This is a genomic window from Serratia sp. CoH_134_PS_4, assembly GCF_058190535.1.
Genome location: NZ_JBXWKI010000004.1, coordinates 269,766 through 287,732, shown reverse-complemented (window position 1 = coordinate 287,732; position 17,967 = coordinate 269,766). Strand labels below are relative to the sequence as shown.

The window sequence follows — 17,967 nt, the reverse complement described above, 5'->3', positions numbered from 1 at the left end:
GAAAACCATCGGATATAGCGGCTGCCCTGACAGAGTATTACCGGGTATAAATTACTTTTTGTCTTCCAACAGGCAGCGATAAATCAGGCCACCGATAGCACCGCCCACTAAGGGGACTAGCCAGAATACCCAAAGCTGTTGCAATGCCCAGGTACCTTGGAAGATGGCCACGCCGGTACTGCGCGCAGGGTTAACAGAAGTATTGGTTACCGGAATACTGATCAAGTGAATCAGCGTTAATGTCAAACCAATCGCTAAGGGAGCAAAACCGGCTGGCGCACGTTTGTCCGTGACACCATGAATAACGATCAGGAAAAATGCTGTCAGCACCAATTCAATGACGATAGCAGATTGCAGAGAATAACCACCCGGTGAGTGTTCACCGTAACCGTTGGAGGCAAAGCCGCCAGCAGTGGCATCGAAACCTGCTTTACCGCTGGCGATTAAATACAACACCGCCGCTGCAGCAATCCCGCCAATCACCTGAGCAATCACGTAAGGAATAACATCTTTTGCGGCAAAACGGCCACCGGCAAATAACCCCACGGTAATGGCTGGGTTAAAATGCCCGCCAGAAATATGGCCAACGGCATAGGCCATTGTTACCACGGTAAGACCAAAAGCGAGTGCGACACCGAGAAAACCAATACCCAGCTGTGGGAATGCTGCTGCTAATACGGCGCTACCACAACCACCGAACACCAACCAAAATGTGCCAAAAAATTCGGCAAAAAGTCGCTTTGACATAGATTCCATCCTACGGAAAATACTAACGGGCGTTAGCACTAAAAACTATAGAACACCTTTTTAAGTTAATGCAGGTTTCTATCAATATTTTCTTAATGCACCTTGAATAACGGTGGATATTAAATCCCTGGGAATTAACTTTGTCTATGCGAATACGGCTATATTTTTCTAATTACGGCGCGTTTGCTGTTTTTTTTATCTTTGTTATAAGAATTTACCCTAAGCTTAAGCGACAGGTTTTTTTTGTTGAAAATAGCTAGCGTTAAATTTTCACTCTCCTATGTTTTTTCCATTGGTTTTGTCCGCGTTAATTGTTAATTCCTATTTGCCATCTTTAATTTTCAAGCCAATTCATGGTATTAGTGGGCTTGTCATAAGATTGTCATGTGGAGCGAATACATTGGCAAACTGCCAAGCCTACATTCTTAATTTTGAGCCATAACCATGAAAATAAAATCGGTTTCACTGTTAATCAGTTCGTTATTCCCTCTGTTGTCCTATGCCGCCACTGACGTTGAGGTTGCACGCTATATTGTCAGTTTTCCTGGTGGTGAGCATGTGAGTTACCAGGGCGCATTCGCTAAGCACTTCCCACAGGGATTGCCGGTAGGTATCGGCTCGGGTCTGGTATTCAATAGTCGTGAAGGCAATGACCTGCTGTTGACGACAGTGACCGATCGCGGCCCGAATGCCGATGCGCCTACGGTCGGTGAACAGGACGCCAAAATTTTCGCTAACCCTGCTTTCGTTCCGCTGTTGATGGACATTCGTGTCGGTGGGGGGAAGGCGGTTGCCAGCAATTCACGCCCACTGCATGACCAGCAAGGGCCGATTAGCGGGCTGCCGCTGCCGGCAGGTCTGATTGGTTCAACCAATGAAGTTGCGTTGAGTGATACGCTGAAAATCTTGCAGGGCGATCCGCGCGGGCTGGATACCGAAGGCATTACGGCGGATGGAAAAGGCGGTTATTGGCTGTGTGATGAATATGGCCCGTTCCTGATCCATATCGACAATCAGGGCAAGATCCTCGCCAAATACGGCCCGACGCCGGAGCAGGGAGAGCACGCGGTGGCAGGCGGATTGCCGAATATCATCAAATGGCGTCAGCCGAACCGCGGTTTTGAAGGCATCACCCGCCTGCCGGACGGGCGTATTCTGGCGGCGGTGCAGAGCACGCTCGACGTGGACGGCAAGACCAAGAACAAAGCACAGTTTACGCGCTTGGTCAGTTTTGATCCGGCCAGCGGCAAAACGGCGATGTACGGCTACCCGATCGATATCGACAGCTATAAAAAGGCCAAAGACGCCAAAGTGGGTGACATTGTGGCTGTAGACAACCAACACATCCTGTTGGTTGAGCAGGGCAGCGATAAAGACAAGCAGATGATCAACAAGATCTATCTGGTCGATCTCAGTCAGGCGACCGATCTGACGGCCTTCGAAGGCAAGGGCAAAGCGCTGGAGTTTGACGATGCGCAAGCGCTCGCCAAGCGCGACGTGAAGCTGGCGCAGAAGCGTGAAGTGGTTGATCTGCGCAAATTGGGTTGGCAGCAGGAGAAGGTAGAGGGTCTATCGCTGATCGACGATCACACTCTGGCGGTGATTAACGATAACGATTTTGGCCTGCAGGCCAAGCTGGTGGACGCACAGCCCAAGGCGAAGAAAATCGGCGACTATCAGTTGGATAAGCAGGGTAACCTGAGCCTGGACGGTAAAACCGTGTCGGCCCGTATTGAGCTGCAACCGCTGGAGAAACCGGAGTCGCTCAGCGAATTGTGGGTGCTGACGCTGCCGCAGCCGCTGAAGTAGAGACGGCAACAGGGGGCCGATGCCCCCTGTTTTTATCCGTGAGTGCCGCTGACCTGCGGCGTCCTGCCTCGTGAAATGCTCTCCCACACCGCGACCGCCACCATAATCAACGTGGTCAAACCGTTCACCATCAGTAAATCGGTGAGGTAGGCGATTGGTGCCAGCACTGCCAGCGCAATGAGCCCCACCAGATGCGATAGGGGAAAGCGACGATAAACCAACCTTTTATACAAGGCGTTAGCGAACAGGTAGATTGCAGGACCGAGGAGCAGTACCGCTGCCGTAACGTTGTTAATATGGCCGTCAGGATGAGCAATCACCAGTTCGTTGGCGACGGCGCAAACGATGATGGCACCGACGAGTATCACGTGAACATAGTGGAAGTTGGCGCCCAGTTGGCCCGGGTTTTCCGCCTGGCTAATGGCGTGACTGCCGGCTTTGCTGCTGGTATCGAAATAAACCCACCACATCGCCAGGCTGCCGAGAAAGGCAACCAGCGAGGCAATCAGTACCGGTGGGTTCCAGGACGCCATTTCGCTAAGGGTCGAACCGGTAATCAGAATGGTTTCACCCAGCGCCACGATCACGAACAATTGGCAGCGCTCCGCCAGGTGATGGCCTTCGATAGTCCATTCGCTACTGCTGTCGGAACGACCGAGTACCGGCAAGCGGAAACCGAACATGGGCGAAACGTATTCGCACAATACGGCTATTGCCCACAGCAACAGCCGGTAGTTGCCTTCCGCCAACCCGCCCAGGATCCAGAACACCGCTGAAATGCACATCCAGCCAAGAATGCGGCGGAAATTTTGTTTTAATGGGTGGCCGATGGGCAGTAGATTTAAGATCACCAGTGAACGCCCAACCTGGATAGCCACGTAAAACAGTGCGAACAGCAGGCCACGCTCGCCAAACGCGTGTGGCAGCGCAGAAGAGGCGAACAACCCCAATAGCATGATGCCGAACAGCAGGATGCGGATAGGGCGGGTATCCGGGTTAAACCAGTTGGTGACCCAAGCGGTGTACTGCCAGGCCAGCCAGACGGCGAACCAAAGCAACAGCGTTTCGAGCGCGCCGGTCAGTGTCAGGTGGTGCAATAGATAGTGAGAGAGCTGGGTAACGGCAAAAACGTAAATCAGATCGAACAGCAGTTCTGAAAATGAAACCGAGGCACCATGGCCATCACGCACACGCAGTAAGGTTTGCGACATAGGGAGTCCTTCCATAATGATAACCTTCAGAAATAGCGTAGTTCAGTCGCGGGTGCTAAGAGAAGAATCTTAAAGATGAGGATTTTTATCGCATTTGGCCAAACGGACTTTTAATTGTCATCTGCCAGGGGTAGAGTGGCAACATTACCCCCGCGTTACCCAGCCAAAGACATATCTGCATGCACTTCCTCCTTATTTTCATCACAATGATTGATGTTCTTTACATTGGATTACGTCTGCTTTCATTGCCTGGTAGATAATTAACTCCACTGATACGAGAAAATAAACAAAAACATCTGGAGTTAATCATGAAACTATTACCTGGCATCGCAGCAGTTCTTTTGGCAGCCGCTTCATTTCCTTCATTTGCAGCGCCGCTGTCATCAGTAAAACAGGTGAATACTGAACAGGCCAGCAGCATGCAAAGCCTTGGCGTAGTGTCGGTTTCCGGCGTTAGTGGCTCTCCAGCCGATGCGGTTCACGCGCTGAAAGAAAAAGCGCAGGCGGATGGCGCCAGCAGTATTCGTATTATCGGGCTGGACACCCCGGGGGATTCCAGCAACTGGCGTGGTAATGCAGAAATATACCGTTAATCGCCTGGCAGTAAATAAACCTCGGTCACTGTAAAGGGTGGCCGATAAAACAAACGGCTGTGGAATATAATCTGACCGGTAATGCTGTTTATTGATTACCTGAAGATTATTTTCGCAGCCTTTTTTTATCTTTTCGTCTGTCGGTTGCATTTCATTACAACTGTGTCGGTGGTTTTAGGAAACATGTTAATGAATACTTAAGAAATTGAGTTCAGATTGGTGGCTACTCAACGTAAGGAGGCCCCAATGTTAAATGCGACACGGCTGCAACTGAAGAACCACTTTAGCTATCTCCAGCAGTTTATGGCTTCGCCGCGTACTGTCGGTACGCTGGCGCCTTCTTCCCCTTGGTTATGCCAGGCGATGCTGAATCAGATTGAATGGACCGGGGCACTGTCCATTGCAGAATTAGGCGCGGCTGACGGCGTGTTGACCAAGCGTATATTGGGACGTATGCGCGCCGATGCCTCGCTTGAGGCCTTTGAAATTCAATCTCATTTTGTGCATCAACTGCGGAAAATTGACGACCGTCGTTTGCAGGTAATGGACCGTTCCGCCGAAGAGATGGCCCGCGATTACGACGTGATATTCTCTTGCCTGCCCTTGTTATCCATCCCGCTTAAAATCAGTATTCGTATTTTGCAACAGGCGCAGCACTGCTTGCGCGCGCGCAATGGCACGCTGGTGTTGTTTCAATACAGCCATTTGTCGGAAAAGCTGTTGTCTCGCTATTTCCATTGGAAACGGCTACGGGTCGTCCGTAATTTCCCCCCGGCGTTGGTCTATATCTGCACGCCGCGTTAACTAAAGCCTTTTTTCCATCACTACCACGTCGCCGCCATATTGCTGGCGACGCTCAATGGTTTGCCAGCCCCAGCCTGAATACAACGCCTCGGATTTATCGGTAATCAGATGCAGGACAGGGTGGTTGCGCTGGCGCGCCAGTTGCACGATGGCCGCCTCCAGGCGCTGAGCGATACCTTGTCGTCTGTGGTCTGGATGAACAAATACGCCTGCCAGCCAAGGGGAAAGATCCATCCGGTGATGATCGTCACTTGGCCATAGGCTAGCCATACCCAGCGGGCATTCCCCCTCGAGCACCAACAGCGTGGTGTAGTCTTCACTGGGTTGTGCGCACTGTGCAAATCGTTGGCGCGTGCGTTCCAGCGAACCGCCACGCTGGGAGCCCCACTGACCAAATGCCCATGCGGCACAGACGTCGCTAAAATGGGGACATTCCACCAATGGGATAATACGTTGGGTCATCGTTGTTCCTCCTGGATTACCTGCCACGCTAGCCCACCTTTTATTGAATTATCGCCCGATTTTTTAACTTTATAAAACCGTATTTACAGCGGTTTTGCATGTATCAGCGGCGAAACAGCGTCATTCAGCGGATTTAGGCCGCCTGGCGCGGGTTGTGATTGAAAGTGTTAATGAGAGTGATTATCATGCGCGCATATTCTTACCTTGATCCGGCCTGTTCATGCGCAATCCCCTCGTTTTACTGCTGCTTTCTCTGTTGCTCGGCGTTTTTAGCGTTCAGGCGAAAATGGTGACTGACATTACCGGTCGTCAGGTCGATGTGCCGGATAACCCGCAACGCATCGTGTTGGGCGAAAGCCGCATGTTGTATACGCTGGCGCTCTTGGAGCCGGGGAATCCCGCTCAGCGTATCGTCGGCTGGCCGGAAGACATGGCGCGTTTTGATGCGCAAAGCTGGCAGCTTTACACACAAAAGTTTCCGCAGATCAAAGCGATCCCTTCCATTAGCAAGGGGAATTTCCGCCAGGTTAATAGCGAAAACCTGATCAAGTTAAAGCCGGATCTGGTGATTCTCGCACGTTACGCGCGGGAAGAGGGTGACAGTGATTTGTTGCTCAATACGCTGAGTAAGGCCGGAATCGCCGTGATCTACGTCGATTTACGGGTCGACTTGCTGAATAACACCGTGCCGAGTGTCCGTTTGCTGGGGGAAGTTCTCAATCGTCAGCAGCGCGCGGAGCAGTTCATCAGCTTCTACCAGCAGCATATGGCGGTGATCCAGCAGCGATTGGCAGGCTACAAGGGGCCAAAACCCAAGGTAATGCTGCATTTGCACCTTGGGCGGCGTGAAACCTGTTGCACTACGGCGGCACATGGCAACCTCGGCGATCTGCTGGCTTTTGCCGGCGGGGACAATATCGCCAATGCCAGCATCAAAGGCGTTTATGGTGAGCTGAACCCGGAAACCATTTTGACCGCTAATCCCGATATCTATATTGCTACCGGCATGGCCGGGCCAGAGGGCAAGCGTTTTTCCGATCTGCGCCTTGGGCCCTTGGTCACCCAGAAGGAAGCTGACGAAAGCTTCCGGATGATCATGCAAAAGCAGCCGATGCTCGCCAACCTGAAAGCGGTAAAAAACCACCAGGCCTGGAGCATCTGGCACAACTTCTATCTCAGCCCTTACCACGTTGTGGCCGTTGAGATGTTCGCTAAAGCTTTCTACCCGGATCTGTTTGCAGACATCAACCCGCAGCAGACCTTTAAGCAGTTATATCAACAATTTTTGCCGTTACCTTTTTCAGGGACTTATTGGAGTCAGTTAAATAATGAATAACACCCAGCGTGGCTGGTGGTGCGCATTGCCTCTGGCGGCCTGTGCATCGGCCCCGGCGTTCAGCGTCGACAAAACAGCAGAAAAGAGTGAAACCCTGGTGGTGGTGGGTCAACCACCATCGGACGGTGTAAAAAGCTACCAGCCGCTGACAAGCGTGACCGGTACCCGTAGCGAAACCTCTCTGCTGAACGTGCCGCAGGCTATCGACGTTGTCCCGCAACAAGTGATTACCGATCAGGCTGTCAGCAGCCTGGACGAGGCGCTGTATAACGTCAGCGGCATCACACAGGCAAACACGTTGGGAGGCACCCAGGACGCGGTAATGAAACGTGGCTTTGGCGATAACCGCGATGGCTCCATTCTGCGCGACGGCGTGCGTTCGGTTCAGGCACGCAACTTTACCCCGACCACTGAGCGGGTTGAGGTATTGAAAGGTCCGGCATCTATGCTATACGGCATGGGCGAGCCGGGCGGGATGATCAATATGATCACCAAAAAGCCGCAGTTGCAGCAGCACACGCATGTGGAAGGGTGGGGCAGCAGCTTTAAAGGCGGCGGCGGCCAGTTAGACGTTACCGGGCCGCTGGGCACCTCTGGTTTTGCCTATCGGATGATTGTCGATCACGATGAAACCGATTACTGGCGCAATTTTGGACGCAATCGCCAAACGGTGATTGCGCCTTCGTTGATGTGGTACGGCGAAAGCACCACGGTGCGTGTGGCTTACGAACATATGGAATACTTGGTGCCCTTTGATCGCGGGACCATCATTGATTCACGCACTGGCAAGCCGGTGAATACGCCGCGCGATCGCCGTTTTGACGAAAGCTATAACGCCACGCGGGGCGATCAGGACAGCGTTACGCTGCAGGTCGATCAGGTACTGAATGAAAGCTGGAAAAGCTCGCTGACCTACGCTTACAGCCGCAATAGCTACAGCGATAATCAGGCACGTGCGCTGGCGCTGAACCCTGATACGGGGGTGTTGTCGCGCCAGGCCGACTCTACGGCCCATGCTGTCAGCCATGCCAACGCGGTACAGCTGACGTTCAATGGCGACGTCGATTGGGGCAAAACCAACCACCAGATGCTATTCGGGTTTGATTTTGAAGATAACCGCACCTACCGCGGCGACATGATTCGCGGCAAAAAGAACAGCGATTTCAACATCTATAATCCGGTGTATGGCCTGATGCCGACCTCGAATGCCGTCAGCGCCAAAGACAGCGATCAGCGTGAAAACCTCACCAGTTATGGCTGGTTTATGCAGGATTCTATCCAACTGACCGAAAAGTGGTTGGTGATGGGTGGCTTGCGCTATGACGCCTTTGACGTTTTCGCCGGGAAAGGGCGACCCTTTGTCACCAATACCGACAGTTCCGACAGCAAGCTGATACCGCGTGCCGGGGTGGTCTACAAGCTGACGCCGAATGTCTCGCTGTACAGCAGTTACACCGAATCTTTCAAGCCGAACTCTTCCATTGCCAGCCAGATTGGTTCGCTGCCACCGGAACAAGGCAAGGCCTGGGAAGTGGGGAGCAAGGTTGAGTTGCCAAAGGGTATTACCGGCACGCTGGCGCTGTTTGACATCACTAAACGCAACGTGATGGTCAACGAATTGGTAAATGGTGAAACCGTCACCCGCACTGCAGGACGTGTGCGTTCTCAGGGCGTGGAGTTGGATGTTGCAGGCAACATTACCGATTCGTTGAGCCTGATCGGTTCTTATGCTTATACCGATGCGCGGGTAGTGGATGATCCCGACAACAAAGGCAAAGAAATGACCAACGTGGCGCGTCATACTGCCTCGCTGTTTATGACCCAGGATCTGGGATCAACGGGGCTATACAGCGGAGATAACGTGCGCGTGGGTGCAGGTGCACGCTATGTGGGGCGCCGCCCTGGTGATGCCGCCAACAGTTTTAATCTCGACAACTACACTGTTGCCGACGCTTTTGCTGCTTACACTCTACCGGTGAAGGGTTACCAGGTGAAATGGCAGTTAAACGTGAAGAACCTGTTCGACAAAACCTATTACCCGTCCAGCGGTGGCAATTTGCGCGTTGCTGTGGGAGAACCACGTGAAGTGGTGCTGCGTGCCAGCGTCGACTTCTGATTTTACGCACAGGAATGTCTGCCCGGCGGCCGGTATCTGCCGCCGGGTAAATCTGATTAAATAGCCGGCCCTGACGTTAAGGAGAACCCGATGAGCCTGCAAATCCGTTTAGCGCAGCCGCAGGATATCGCTCAGTTGATCGCCGTTGAGCGCTCGGCGGCGCAGCTGTTTCATCAACAGCCTGCCTGGCGTTTTATCGCCGAAGGCCCGGTGATGAGTTCAGAACAGCATGCTGATTTTATTCAGCGGCAACACGAATGGTTGGTTGAAGGCGCGTCAGGAGAGGTCGCCGGCTTTATTGCCGTCATACCGCAATCACAGGATTGGCATATCGCCGAGCTGTCGGTAGCCGCCAATTGGCAGCGCCAGGGCATTGGCCGACGTTTGATCGCGGAGGTTGCAGCACAGGCGGCATTGCAAGGCGCACAGCGTTTGACGTTGACGACTTTTATTGATGTGCCCTGGAACGCACCCTATTACCAGCGCCTTGGGTTCAGGCCGATCGCCGCCCAGCAACTCAGTGCGTCATTGAAGCATCAGTTGGCTGAAGACAGTGCGCAGGGTTTTGCTGCGGACAGCCGCTGTGCCATGGAATTTACACTGTCGTAAATATTGAAATACAGGCTGATGGCGGTATGATGCAGCAACTACGCCATCGCACGATCTGCACGCCAGATTCTGGCATGCAAACGCAATCACGTCACCGTATAAGGGACAACCCGTAATGACACAAACCATTTTCATGGTCGGCGCTCGCGGAGCCGGTAAAACCACGGTGGGCAATGCACTGGCGTTGGCGCTGGGCTATCAATTCATCGATACCGATCTGTTTATGCAGCAGACCACGCAGATGAGCGTGGCGGAAATGGTCGAAAAAGAAGGCTGGCTGGGGTTTCGCCGCCGTGAAAGCATCGCGCTGCAAACCGTGACGCAACCGTCAACTGTAGTTGCCACCGGCGGTGGTGCAATCCTGGCAGAAGAGAACCGCCGCTTTATGCGTCAGCACGGCACGGTGATTTACCTGCGCTCGCCGGCTGACGTACTGGCACAACGACTGGAAGAATACCCACAAGACGCACAGCGCCCAACCTTGACCGGCCGCCCTATTGCCGAAGAGATGTTGGAAGTGTTGGCCGCTCGCGAAGCCTTGTATCAGGAAGCTGCGCATTACGTGATGGACGGTACCGGCAACCCACAACAGGTGGTGGCTCAGATCCTCGCCGCGTTACAGCGTGAAACGGTAAAGTAATACCTAAAGGGTACGTGCGGGCACACTAGGCTGTGCCCGATTCTCTGCATTTCCCCTGCTTTCCCCCGTGTCGAACCGCCTCACGCGTCTGAGTGTTGGGATGAGGACACTACGAGTGTGCCTGATCGGCTGGGTGCGCTGTAAAATACAGCCCCGGCGTGATGCCAAAACGTTGACGGAAAGCGGCAATGTAGGCACTGACATTCTCGTAACCGTAGTCGCCGGCGATCCGATTGACGGACTCGCCGCGCGACAATGGCTCCAGCGAGCGGATCACCCGGGCTTGTTGGCGCCAGCGGGCGAAAGTGACGCCAGTTTCGCCAATAAAACGGCGGCTCAGGGTGCGGACGCTCAGTCCGGCCCAGGCAGCCCATTCAATCTGGCTCCGGTTGTCAGCAGGATCGTTCAGCAGTGCACGCGCAATTTTCAACAACCGCGCGTCCTGCGGTAGCGGCAGTTGGAGCGGGGCGCTTTCCTGAGCACGGACTTCATCTAACAATACATGCAATAGCCGCCGCTGCGGCGCGTTCAACTTTTGCCCGGCGAAGGGCGTTATGCGTTCCACAAGCGCCTGAATCAACCCGGAGGCGGTACTTAGCCGGGGTTGTTCAGGTAATCCGCCACAGTAAGCTTCCGGCACATACAGACTCCAGCCTGCTACGTTGCCGCACGCCACCGCCTGATGTGCGCAATGAGGGGGCAGCCAGCCAATATTACCCGCGGTCATTGCCCATTGCCGCTCGTGGGTTTCCAGCGCGATCATGCCATGGGTTAACAAATAGATTTGCCCCTCGGTATGTTGATGCCAAGGCGTCAGGTGTTTTTTCTCATGCCAGAGTCGCTCGCTTTGCAGGATCATATTGATTGGCCGATTTACAGTATAAAAAGTCCCAGTACGCTTATTATGCCACGCTCTGGCCGCGCTATGATCTCCGCTTCATTCAATTCTGGAGATTGCTGATGACCTTGAAGACCCCAGCCGCCATTGTGCTCGACGCCTTGCAGCAGGTGGTTGCTGCCCCGCAGCACCAACCGGCGCTGATCGCTGAATTTTTCCATGCGGATTACCACCAGCAGGTAGATGGTAAAAGGCTCGATTATTCGCAGTTTGTACAACATATGGCGTTGCTGAAGCAGCTCACCCGTAGCATGACATTGGTGTTTGTCGCGGTTGCCGGGCAGGGCGATGCGGTGTTGACGCACCATCTGGTACGGGTGGAAAAACGCGATGGTGGCAGTAGCTTGGTCAAGGTGCTGGCACATTTCACTGTGCGTGACGGAAAAATCAGCGCCTGCGATGAACTGACGCAATTGCTGGAGGGGGAGCACAGCGATCGCGACCTGGGGTCATGTGTGTCGGTCTAAATAGCGCTGCTATACTTAAGCTTGTGGAATCACAGGGGAGATGAGCATGCGCGAAAATGACCGACCTGGCTATCCGAGAACCGCCCGAGTGGTCGCCGTTGACCGGGGCGATCCGAGCTTGCATATGCACCGTTTTGAGGTGCGTACCGATGACATTGAGCCGAACACGCTGCTCAGTGAGCATCCTACCGAGCAGGAAGCGCTTGATGCCAAGCATCGCTACGAAGATCCTGCGCTGGAAGATTAATCGACATCCCCAGAAGCCGGCGCAAGGCCGGTTTCTTTATTCATTTTTTTTGCTAATTGACTGATTAAAATAGCGAATAAAGTTGTATGCCACTTTCTGAATCTGGTATGCGGTGCCTTTTGAAGTCAAGATGCAGAAGGGCTATCTGGCACATCTCCACTCTGCAGAACTTTACTCTGCGTCTCGATCGCATTTCGCGTGAAAAACCAGTGACAGATCAACCTTAATCCCCCAATATGGATTCCCCATAAAGTTGATTACGCGGGTGCCAGTCTATGCTGAAAGTGAACGAGTATTTTGCCGGAAAAGTGAAGTCTATCGGTTTCGATAGTAGCAGCATCGGCCTTACCAGCGTCGGTGTTATGGAAGAGGGAGAGTACACCTTCAGCACCGCCCAGCCGGAAGAAATGACCGTAATTACCGGCGCGTTGAAAGTGTTGTTGCCGGGCTCGCCGGATTGGCAGGTATTTATGCCGGGTGAGAAGTTCTTCGTACCGGGCCACAGTGAGTTCAACCTGCAGGTTGCCGATGCAACGGCCTATCTGTGCCGCTACTTAAGTAAATAATCCTACCCTTTACTTGACGCCGCAGCGCTGTTGGCCGCGCGCACTCACCCCAGTCACTTACTTGCGTAAGTCCCTGGGGTTCTCGCACTTGCCACCTGGCTGCAACTCAAATTAATTTGGGTAGGTTGTTTATTTGGCAAAAGCTGCGCATCTGGAGCAAAGGCGCAGTTTTTGCAGGCTCAACGCTGGGCTTCGCCACCCAGAGCTTCGATGGTGTTCTTGATTAACGCCGCCAGCTCGCTGGTCATCAGGATGAAGTCGGCGTCAAAACGCTGGGCAAAATCGTCACGATCGATGTCGTCATTCTGCTCCCGCAGTGCATCAGCAAACTTCAGACGTTTCAACGAGCCGTCGTCCGCCAGGACCAGTTGAATGCGTTCTTGCCAGTCAACCGCCAGTTTGGTCACCAGCTTGCCGGCTTCAATGTGCACCGCAATCTCATCGCTGATCAGGTTCTGTTTTTTGCAGCGAATAACGCCGCCATCTTCCAGAATTGCCTTCAGTTCCGCTTCGTCCTGAATGATAAAGCCCGCAGGCAGTTCGCCGGAGCGTACCCATTCAGTCAGCGTCAGTTCAATTGGGCTTTCCATGGTCAACGGCACCACGGGCAGAGAACCCAGGCTTTTGCGCAACAGCGCGAGTGTATCTTCCGCACGCTTGGCGCTGGCAGCATCAACCATGATCAGATCGTTGACGGTGTCTATCCACATAAACGTCTGGTTAAAGCGGCTGAAGGCACGCGGCAGCAGGCTGTGCAGCACTTCGTCTTTCAGTGCGTCTTTCTCGGTTTTCTTCAGTTTACGGTGTTGCTCACCTTCCAGGCGTTCAATTTTGGCCTGCAACTCTTGCTTGATGACCGGCGACGGCAGGATTTTTTCTTCCTTGCGCGCACAGATGACGATCTGGCCATTCACTGCATGCGTCAATGCGTCGCTGTGCGAGCCCATCGGGGAGACCCAGCCGGTTTTCGCCATGTCCTGGCTGCCGCACGGGGTGAAAGCAAAGGCGCTGAGCTGTTTTTCCATTTCATCCGCGTTTAGCGCAACTTCGCGGCTCAAACGGTAAACCATCAAATTCTTAAACCACAGCATAATGTTATCCCTGGCTGGGCGTGCATCTGGCACGCTTATTCATCAAAAGCAGGGCGGCATAATAACGAATCAGAGGCGAAAAATCGCCTCATTCCCTCTCAATTGCGTCGTCGACCGCGTTTGAACGACGTGCCCGTTGCAACGCCATCGCCAGCTGACGCTGGCTGAAAGGCTTGCGCAGCAATTCCACATTAGGCAGCGTGTCTTCGTGGTTTCGACGTATATCCTGACCGCTGATCAACAAGGCCGTGATGCGCGGATTAATCTCTCGCGCCAGCCCAATCACCTGTGCGCCGTCCAGCTCGCCCGGTAACATCAGGTCGCTTATCAGTACGCCGATATCCGACGTCTGACGTAACAGCGCCAGTGCTTCATGGCTGTCCGCACAGTCCAGCGTCAGGTAGCCGAGCTGGTGTAGATGTTCACACAACGTATGGCGCACGTCGTTTTCATCTTCCAATACCAGTACCAGGTTGCCGCTGTCGTCATCTTCCTCGGTTGGCAGGGCCGGTGCGTCTATCAGTGCTGGCGTAGGCGCTCGTGGCAACTGCAAGCGCACCAGCGTCCCTTGGCCCGGAGTGGTCTCAATCTGTACCCGGCCACCTGACTGGCGAACAAACCCGTACACCATCGACAGCCCCAGTCCACTGCCGCTGCCCACGGCCTTGGTGGTGAAGAAGGGTTCGAACACCTGCGCTTTGACCTCTTCCGACATGCCACAGCCGGTGTCGATCACCTCTAGCGTCACCATGTCCTGTTTCTTGCCGCCGCTGCGCACCACGCGTTGGTTGTAGGTCCGGATCTTCACTATGCCGCTGCGGCCCTCCATGGCGTCGCGGGCGTTGACCACCAGATTGATCAGCGCATTTTCTAACTGGTTAGCATCAACCCACGCCGGCCAGCCGGGATGCTGAGACTCAATGACCAGGGATAGCGTCGTGGGCAGTGAATGACGTAGCAACTCCTGCAGATTTTCCACCAGCAGGTGAAGCGTGATGGCCTGCGGGTGCAGTGCCTGTTTACGAGAGAACGCCAGCAGTCGCTGGGTGAGCTGTGCCCCGCGTTCGGCAGCCTTCAGTGCGCGAGCGATGCGTTGCTCAGTCTGTGCGTCCTGTGTCTGCTGGGTCGTCAGCTCCAAACTGCCGATAATTACCGCCAACAGGTTATTAAAATCATGCGCCAATCCGCCGGTGAGTTGGCCGACTGCCTTCATTTTTTGACTGTGCAACAGTGCTTCTTCCAACGCTTTACGCTCGGTACGCTCCAGCACCACGTTGACTACGCCACGGTTTGGTACCGGGCTAAAACGCAGCTCGACGGTGCGCCCATCGCTCAGCCTTAGCTCCTGCGGTTGCGGCAGTTCGCTGGAGAGGTTGGCCAACACCGCATCCCAACGCTGGCCGGCCGGAGGTGTCACGTGTTGCAGCAGCTCGCGGTAGTGTTGTCCCCGGTGTAATTGGTGTTCGTTTAATCCCAACAGGAGAGGATATTGCGGGTTCCACACGACCAATTGACCGTCGTTATCAAAGAGTGCGAAGCCGTCGCGCATCGCCAGAAACGTGGTTTCCAACTGGGTGCTTTTCTCTTTCAACAGGCGGGAAGTCTGTTCGAGTGAGGCGGTATTACGTGCAAAAACGTTGAATGCGCGTGCCAGTTCGCCCAATTCATCGCGGCGTTGCAGCGCGGGTACGCTGACATCGCGCTCACCCCGTGCCAACCGCGTCATGGCGTTAGCAATTGCGGTCAGGTTCGAGCCGAGGTTGCGGTAGATATACAACCCGGCGAAACCGGTAATCACCAGCGCCAGCAGTGCAAACAGGCCGATAAATACGCTGATGGAACTGAGTTCATGGTGCGTTTGGTGGGTACGTAGCTCCGATTCGTCCGCCACTTTCTGTACGTAAAGATTGATATCATCGTTGAGCATCGCGACTAACGCTTTGATATGGTAGGTGTAATAGGCCAGGGCGAGATCGCTTTGCTCCAACTCCAGTGTTTCAGGCAGCAACCGTTGTTCATTGTCCCGAAATTGCCGCATTTTCTCATCCACCAACGCATCTGGGCTGTTTTGCGGCCAGTAGGCCATCACGCTATCGAGCTGTTGGGCTGCTGCCTTGGGCGTTGGGGTTTGAATGGCAATGGCCAGCAGCCGATCAATTTGGCTCAGAAGCGGCTGCGAAGGTTGGTTCAAGTTATGGCGTTGGTTAAGGCTGGCGATATGCCGCAGCGTGCTTTGTGACTGATACAGACCGCTGAGAAGAATATTGCGTTGTAAATGCCGCGCGTGGCCGAGATCCAGCATGCGGGTTACACTGGTTTCCAACGCGTTACTGCGGCTGATGATGCGTTTGACCAGGGCCGGTTCACTGTGTGCCAGGGGTGCTTCTGCCAACCGACTGAGTGAAGCCTGTAGCGCCAGCTGAGTCTGTTTCAGTCGAGCGGATTCGCTTTGGTACTCCAGCGCGCCAACCACTTGCGAAAGCCGAATCGCGGCGGTCGCCACGTTTGACGTGTCCCGGCTTAACGCCATACTGCCGTTCATCTCTTTCAGCGTCTGCGCCTGCACCTGTTCCTGCAGCTTGCCCGCATGGTTAAAACCGACGATTGCCACCCCACTGACCATGAGCGTCACCGCCACAACCAGCAGGTTGAACATCAGCAAGCGCCCACGAGCACCGGCAAGGAAAGGCAATCTGCGCATCGTATCTCCCGTAACTGACTGTTCGCAGTATAGATCCCCGTTCCATTAACAATATGACAAAGATGAATGGACGCTGACATTTTGCATTTATTTATGCGTGGTTAACTGCTCTCAATCCGAACCCTAACCTGAGGTATGACGATGAGCGCGATCCCGATTTTGGAAATGCACAACATCGCCAAGCGTTTTGGTCAGTTTTATGCGCTTAAAGGCGTCAATCTGACGGTATATCGCGGGGAAATTCACGCGTTGATGGGGGAAAACGGTGCAGGTAAAAGTACCTTAATGAAAATATTGGCCGGCGCTTATATCGCCAGCAGCGGGGAAATTTTTATCGATGGGCAGCCGTTCGCCATTAAAGGGCCAAAAGATGCCCTGGCAGCAGGCATCACGCTGATTTATCAGGAAATGAACCTTGCACCGAACTTGACGGTGGCAGAGAACATATTTCTGGGCAGCGAGATCCAGCGCGGTGGACTGGTAAAACGCAGACAGATGTTGCTGGACGCGCAGAAGGTGATCGATCGTTTGGGGGCTCAGTTCAGCGCCGGCGATCGGGTGATGAAATTAACCATCGCCGAGCAGCAACAGGTGGAGATTGCCCGTGCGCTGCATCGCAACAGCCGCATCCTGGTTATGGATGAGCCGACGGCGGCGCTTTCTTCACGTGAGACGCAGCGATTGTTCGAGCTGATCAAGCGCCTGCGTGATGAGGGCATGGCGATTATTTACATCAGCCATCGCATGGCGGAAGTGTATGAACTGTCGGACCGCGTCAGTGTCCTGCGCGACGGACAATATGTCGGTAGCCTGATGCGCGACAAACTGTCCGCCAGCGAATTGGTGCGCATGATGGTGGGCCGCCCATTAAGTGATTTGTTCAATAAGGAACCGGGCATTGCGGTGGGCGAACCACGCCTGACGCTGCACGGCCTGACCGATGGCAAGAAGGTGAAACCCGTCAGCCTGCAAGTGCGCGCCGGTGAAATTGTTGGCCTTGCCGGGTTGGTGGGCGCCGGGCGATCCGAATTGGCTCAGCTGATATTTGGCGTGCGCAAGGCCAGTGGTGGCACGGTGGAGATTGACGGCACGTTGGCCAATATCCATTCACCGCGCGATGCCATTGCCATGGGTATCGGTTTTCTTACGGAAAACCGCAAAGAGCAGGGGTTATTCCTCGATCTGGCAGCGCATGAAAATATCGTCATGGCGACACTGGAACGTGACGGCCGCTATGGCCTGCTCAATCGCCGCAAGGCACAGCGTATTTCCAGTGACGCTATCAGCTTGTTGAATATCCGCGTGCCGCATGCCCAGGTACGTGCCGGTGGGCTGTCCGGCGGCAACCAGCAAAAGCTGCTGATTTCACGCTGGGTGGCGATCGGCCCGCGCATTCTGATCCTCGATGAACCGACACGCGGCGTTGACGTCGGTGCCAAAAGCGAAATTTACCGCATCATGAGCCAGATGGCACAGCAGGGTGTGGCGATCCTGATGATCTCCAGTGAACTGCCTGAAGTGGTCGGTATGAGCGACCGGGTCTACGTGATGCACGAAGGCAGCATCGTTGGGGAACTGAACGGCGGTGATATCAGCCAGGAAAATATTATGGCGCTGGCAACCGGCGTCGACTCCCCTCAGCCGCAGGTGACAACCGCATGAATAATTCT

Annotated in this window: 17 protein-coding genes; 11 read left to right on the top strand and 6 right to left on the bottom strand. The window is 54.2% G+C overall.

Annotated features, from left to right (window positions below; translation table 11 throughout):
• Window positions 1-51 precede the first annotated feature (51 nt).
• Window positions 52-747, bottom strand: a complete 696-nt coding sequence (gene aqpZ / locus AC2FCQ_RS09680) for an aquaporin Z (RefSeq protein WP_037423302.1) — start codon at window positions 745-747, stop codon at window positions 52-54.
• Window positions 748-1,191: 444 nt separating this feature from the next.
• Between aqpZ and AC2FCQ_RS09675 the strand changes: the two genes are divergently transcribed.
• Window positions 1,192-2,556: an esterase-like activity of phytase family protein gene (locus tag AC2FCQ_RS09675; protein WP_490308114.1), complete on the top strand. Its 1,365-nt coding sequence runs from the start codon at window positions 1,192-1,194 to the stop codon at window positions 2,554-2,556.
• Between the two features lie 32 nt (window positions 2,557-2,588).
• Here the strand turns inward: AC2FCQ_RS09675 and AC2FCQ_RS09670 are convergent, their stop codons facing one another.
• A complete protein-coding gene (locus AC2FCQ_RS09670) occupies window positions 2,589-3,767 on the bottom strand; it encodes a low temperature requirement protein A (protein WP_209636654.1) in 1,179 nt (392 codons plus the stop codon).
• A 308-nt stretch (window positions 3,768-4,075) separates the two neighbouring features.
• Between AC2FCQ_RS09670 and AC2FCQ_RS09665 the strand changes: the two genes are divergently transcribed.
• A complete protein-coding gene (locus tag AC2FCQ_RS09665) occupies window positions 4,076-4,360 on the top strand; it encodes a YdgH/BhsA/McbA family protein (RefSeq protein ID WP_490308112.1) in 285 nt (94 codons plus the stop codon).
• Window positions 4,361-4,606: 246 nt separating this feature from the next.
• The gene (locus tag AC2FCQ_RS09660) at window positions 4,607-5,164 is read left to right on the top strand and encodes a class I SAM-dependent methyltransferase (protein ID WP_209636651.1); all 558 of its coding nucleotides are present in this window, start codon (window positions 4,607-4,609) and stop codon (window positions 5,162-5,164) included.
• Here AC2FCQ_RS09660 and AC2FCQ_RS09655 read toward each other — a convergent pair whose 3' ends face one another.
• A complete protein-coding gene (locus tag AC2FCQ_RS09655) occupies window positions 5,165-5,626 on the bottom strand; it encodes a GNAT family N-acetyltransferase (RefSeq protein ID WP_209636649.1) in 462 nt (153 codons plus the stop codon).
• 220 nt (window positions 5,627-5,846) lie between these two features.
• Here AC2FCQ_RS09655 and AC2FCQ_RS09650 point away from each other — a divergent pair, with 220 nt between their 5' ends.
• The 4 genes from AC2FCQ_RS09650 (at window position 5,847) to aroL (ending at window position 10,327) form a co-directional block, all read left to right on the top strand.
• Window positions 5,847-6,962 carry an ABC transporter substrate-binding protein gene (locus tag AC2FCQ_RS09650; RefSeq protein WP_490308111.1) on the top strand — a complete coding sequence of 372 codons (1,116 nt, stop codon included), beginning with the start codon at window positions 5,847-5,849 and terminating at the stop codon, window positions 6,960-6,962.
• Window positions 6,955-9,078 carry a TonB-dependent siderophore receptor gene (locus AC2FCQ_RS09645; protein ID WP_490308109.1) on the top strand — a complete coding sequence of 708 codons (2,124 nt, stop codon included), beginning with the start codon at window positions 6,955-6,957 and terminating at the stop codon, window positions 9,076-9,078. The genes AC2FCQ_RS09650 and AC2FCQ_RS09645 overlap by 8 nt, the downstream gene beginning before the upstream one ends.
• Window positions 9,079-9,168: 90 nt before the next feature.
• Window positions 9,169-9,687, top strand: a complete 519-nt coding sequence (locus AC2FCQ_RS09640) for a GNAT family N-acetyltransferase (RefSeq protein ID WP_209636643.1) — start codon at window positions 9,169-9,171, stop codon at window positions 9,685-9,687.
• A 115-nt stretch (window positions 9,688-9,802) separates the two neighbouring features.
• Window positions 9,803-10,327 carry a shikimate kinase AroL gene (gene aroL / locus AC2FCQ_RS09635; RefSeq protein ID WP_037423282.1) on the top strand — a complete coding sequence of 175 codons (525 nt, stop codon included), beginning with the start codon at window positions 9,803-9,805 and terminating at the stop codon, window positions 10,325-10,327.
• 109 nt (window positions 10,328-10,436) lie between these two features.
• On the opposite strand, the gene AC2FCQ_RS09630 is transcribed toward aroL, so the two are convergent.
• Window positions 10,437-11,186, bottom strand: a complete 750-nt coding sequence (locus tag AC2FCQ_RS09630; protein WP_209636641.1) for an AraC family transcriptional regulator — start codon at window positions 11,184-11,186, stop codon at window positions 10,437-10,439.
• Window positions 11,187-11,287: 101 nt separating this feature from the next.
• Here AC2FCQ_RS09630 and AC2FCQ_RS09625 point away from each other — a divergent pair, with 101 nt between their 5' ends.
• The 3 genes from AC2FCQ_RS09625 to ppnP all read left to right on the top strand — a co-directional run bounded on the left by AC2FCQ_RS09625 (window position 11,288) and on the right by ppnP (window position 12,505).
• Entirely contained in the window at window positions 11,288-11,692 is a 405-nt protein-coding gene (locus AC2FCQ_RS09625) for a nuclear transport factor 2 family protein (RefSeq protein WP_490308107.1), read from the top strand.
• Between the two features lie 46 nt (window positions 11,693-11,738).
• Entirely contained in the window at window positions 11,739-11,939 is a 201-nt protein-coding gene (locus AC2FCQ_RS09620) for a YaiA family protein (RefSeq protein ID WP_037423273.1), read from the top strand.
• Between the two features lie 275 nt (window positions 11,940-12,214).
• On the top strand, window positions 12,215-12,505 hold the full coding sequence (ppnP, locus tag AC2FCQ_RS09615) for a pyrimidine/purine nucleoside phosphorylase (RefSeq protein WP_044548616.1): 291 nt from the start codon (window positions 12,215-12,217) through the stop codon (window positions 12,503-12,505).
• A 179-nt stretch (window positions 12,506-12,684) separates the two neighbouring features.
• Here the strand turns inward: ppnP and rdgC are convergent, their stop codons facing one another.
• Window positions 12,685-13,596 (bottom strand): recombination-associated protein RdgC, encoded by a 912-nt coding sequence (rdgC, locus tag AC2FCQ_RS09610; RefSeq protein ID WP_006321205.1) that lies wholly within the window; start codon window positions 13,594-13,596, stop codon window positions 12,685-12,687.
• A gap of 88 nt (window positions 13,597-13,684) precedes the next feature.
• Window positions 13,685-16,297 (bottom strand): ATP-binding protein, encoded by a 2,613-nt coding sequence (locus AC2FCQ_RS09605; protein WP_265554671.1) that lies wholly within the window; start codon window positions 16,295-16,297, stop codon window positions 13,685-13,687.
• Window positions 16,298-16,438: 141 nt separating this feature from the next.
• On the opposite strand from AC2FCQ_RS09605, the gene AC2FCQ_RS09600 reads away from it, so the two are divergent.
• Window positions 16,439-17,959 (top strand): sugar ABC transporter ATP-binding protein, encoded by a 1,521-nt coding sequence (locus AC2FCQ_RS09600; protein WP_490308105.1) that lies wholly within the window; start codon window positions 16,439-16,441, stop codon window positions 17,957-17,959.
• Window positions 17,960-17,967 lie beyond the last annotated feature (8 nt).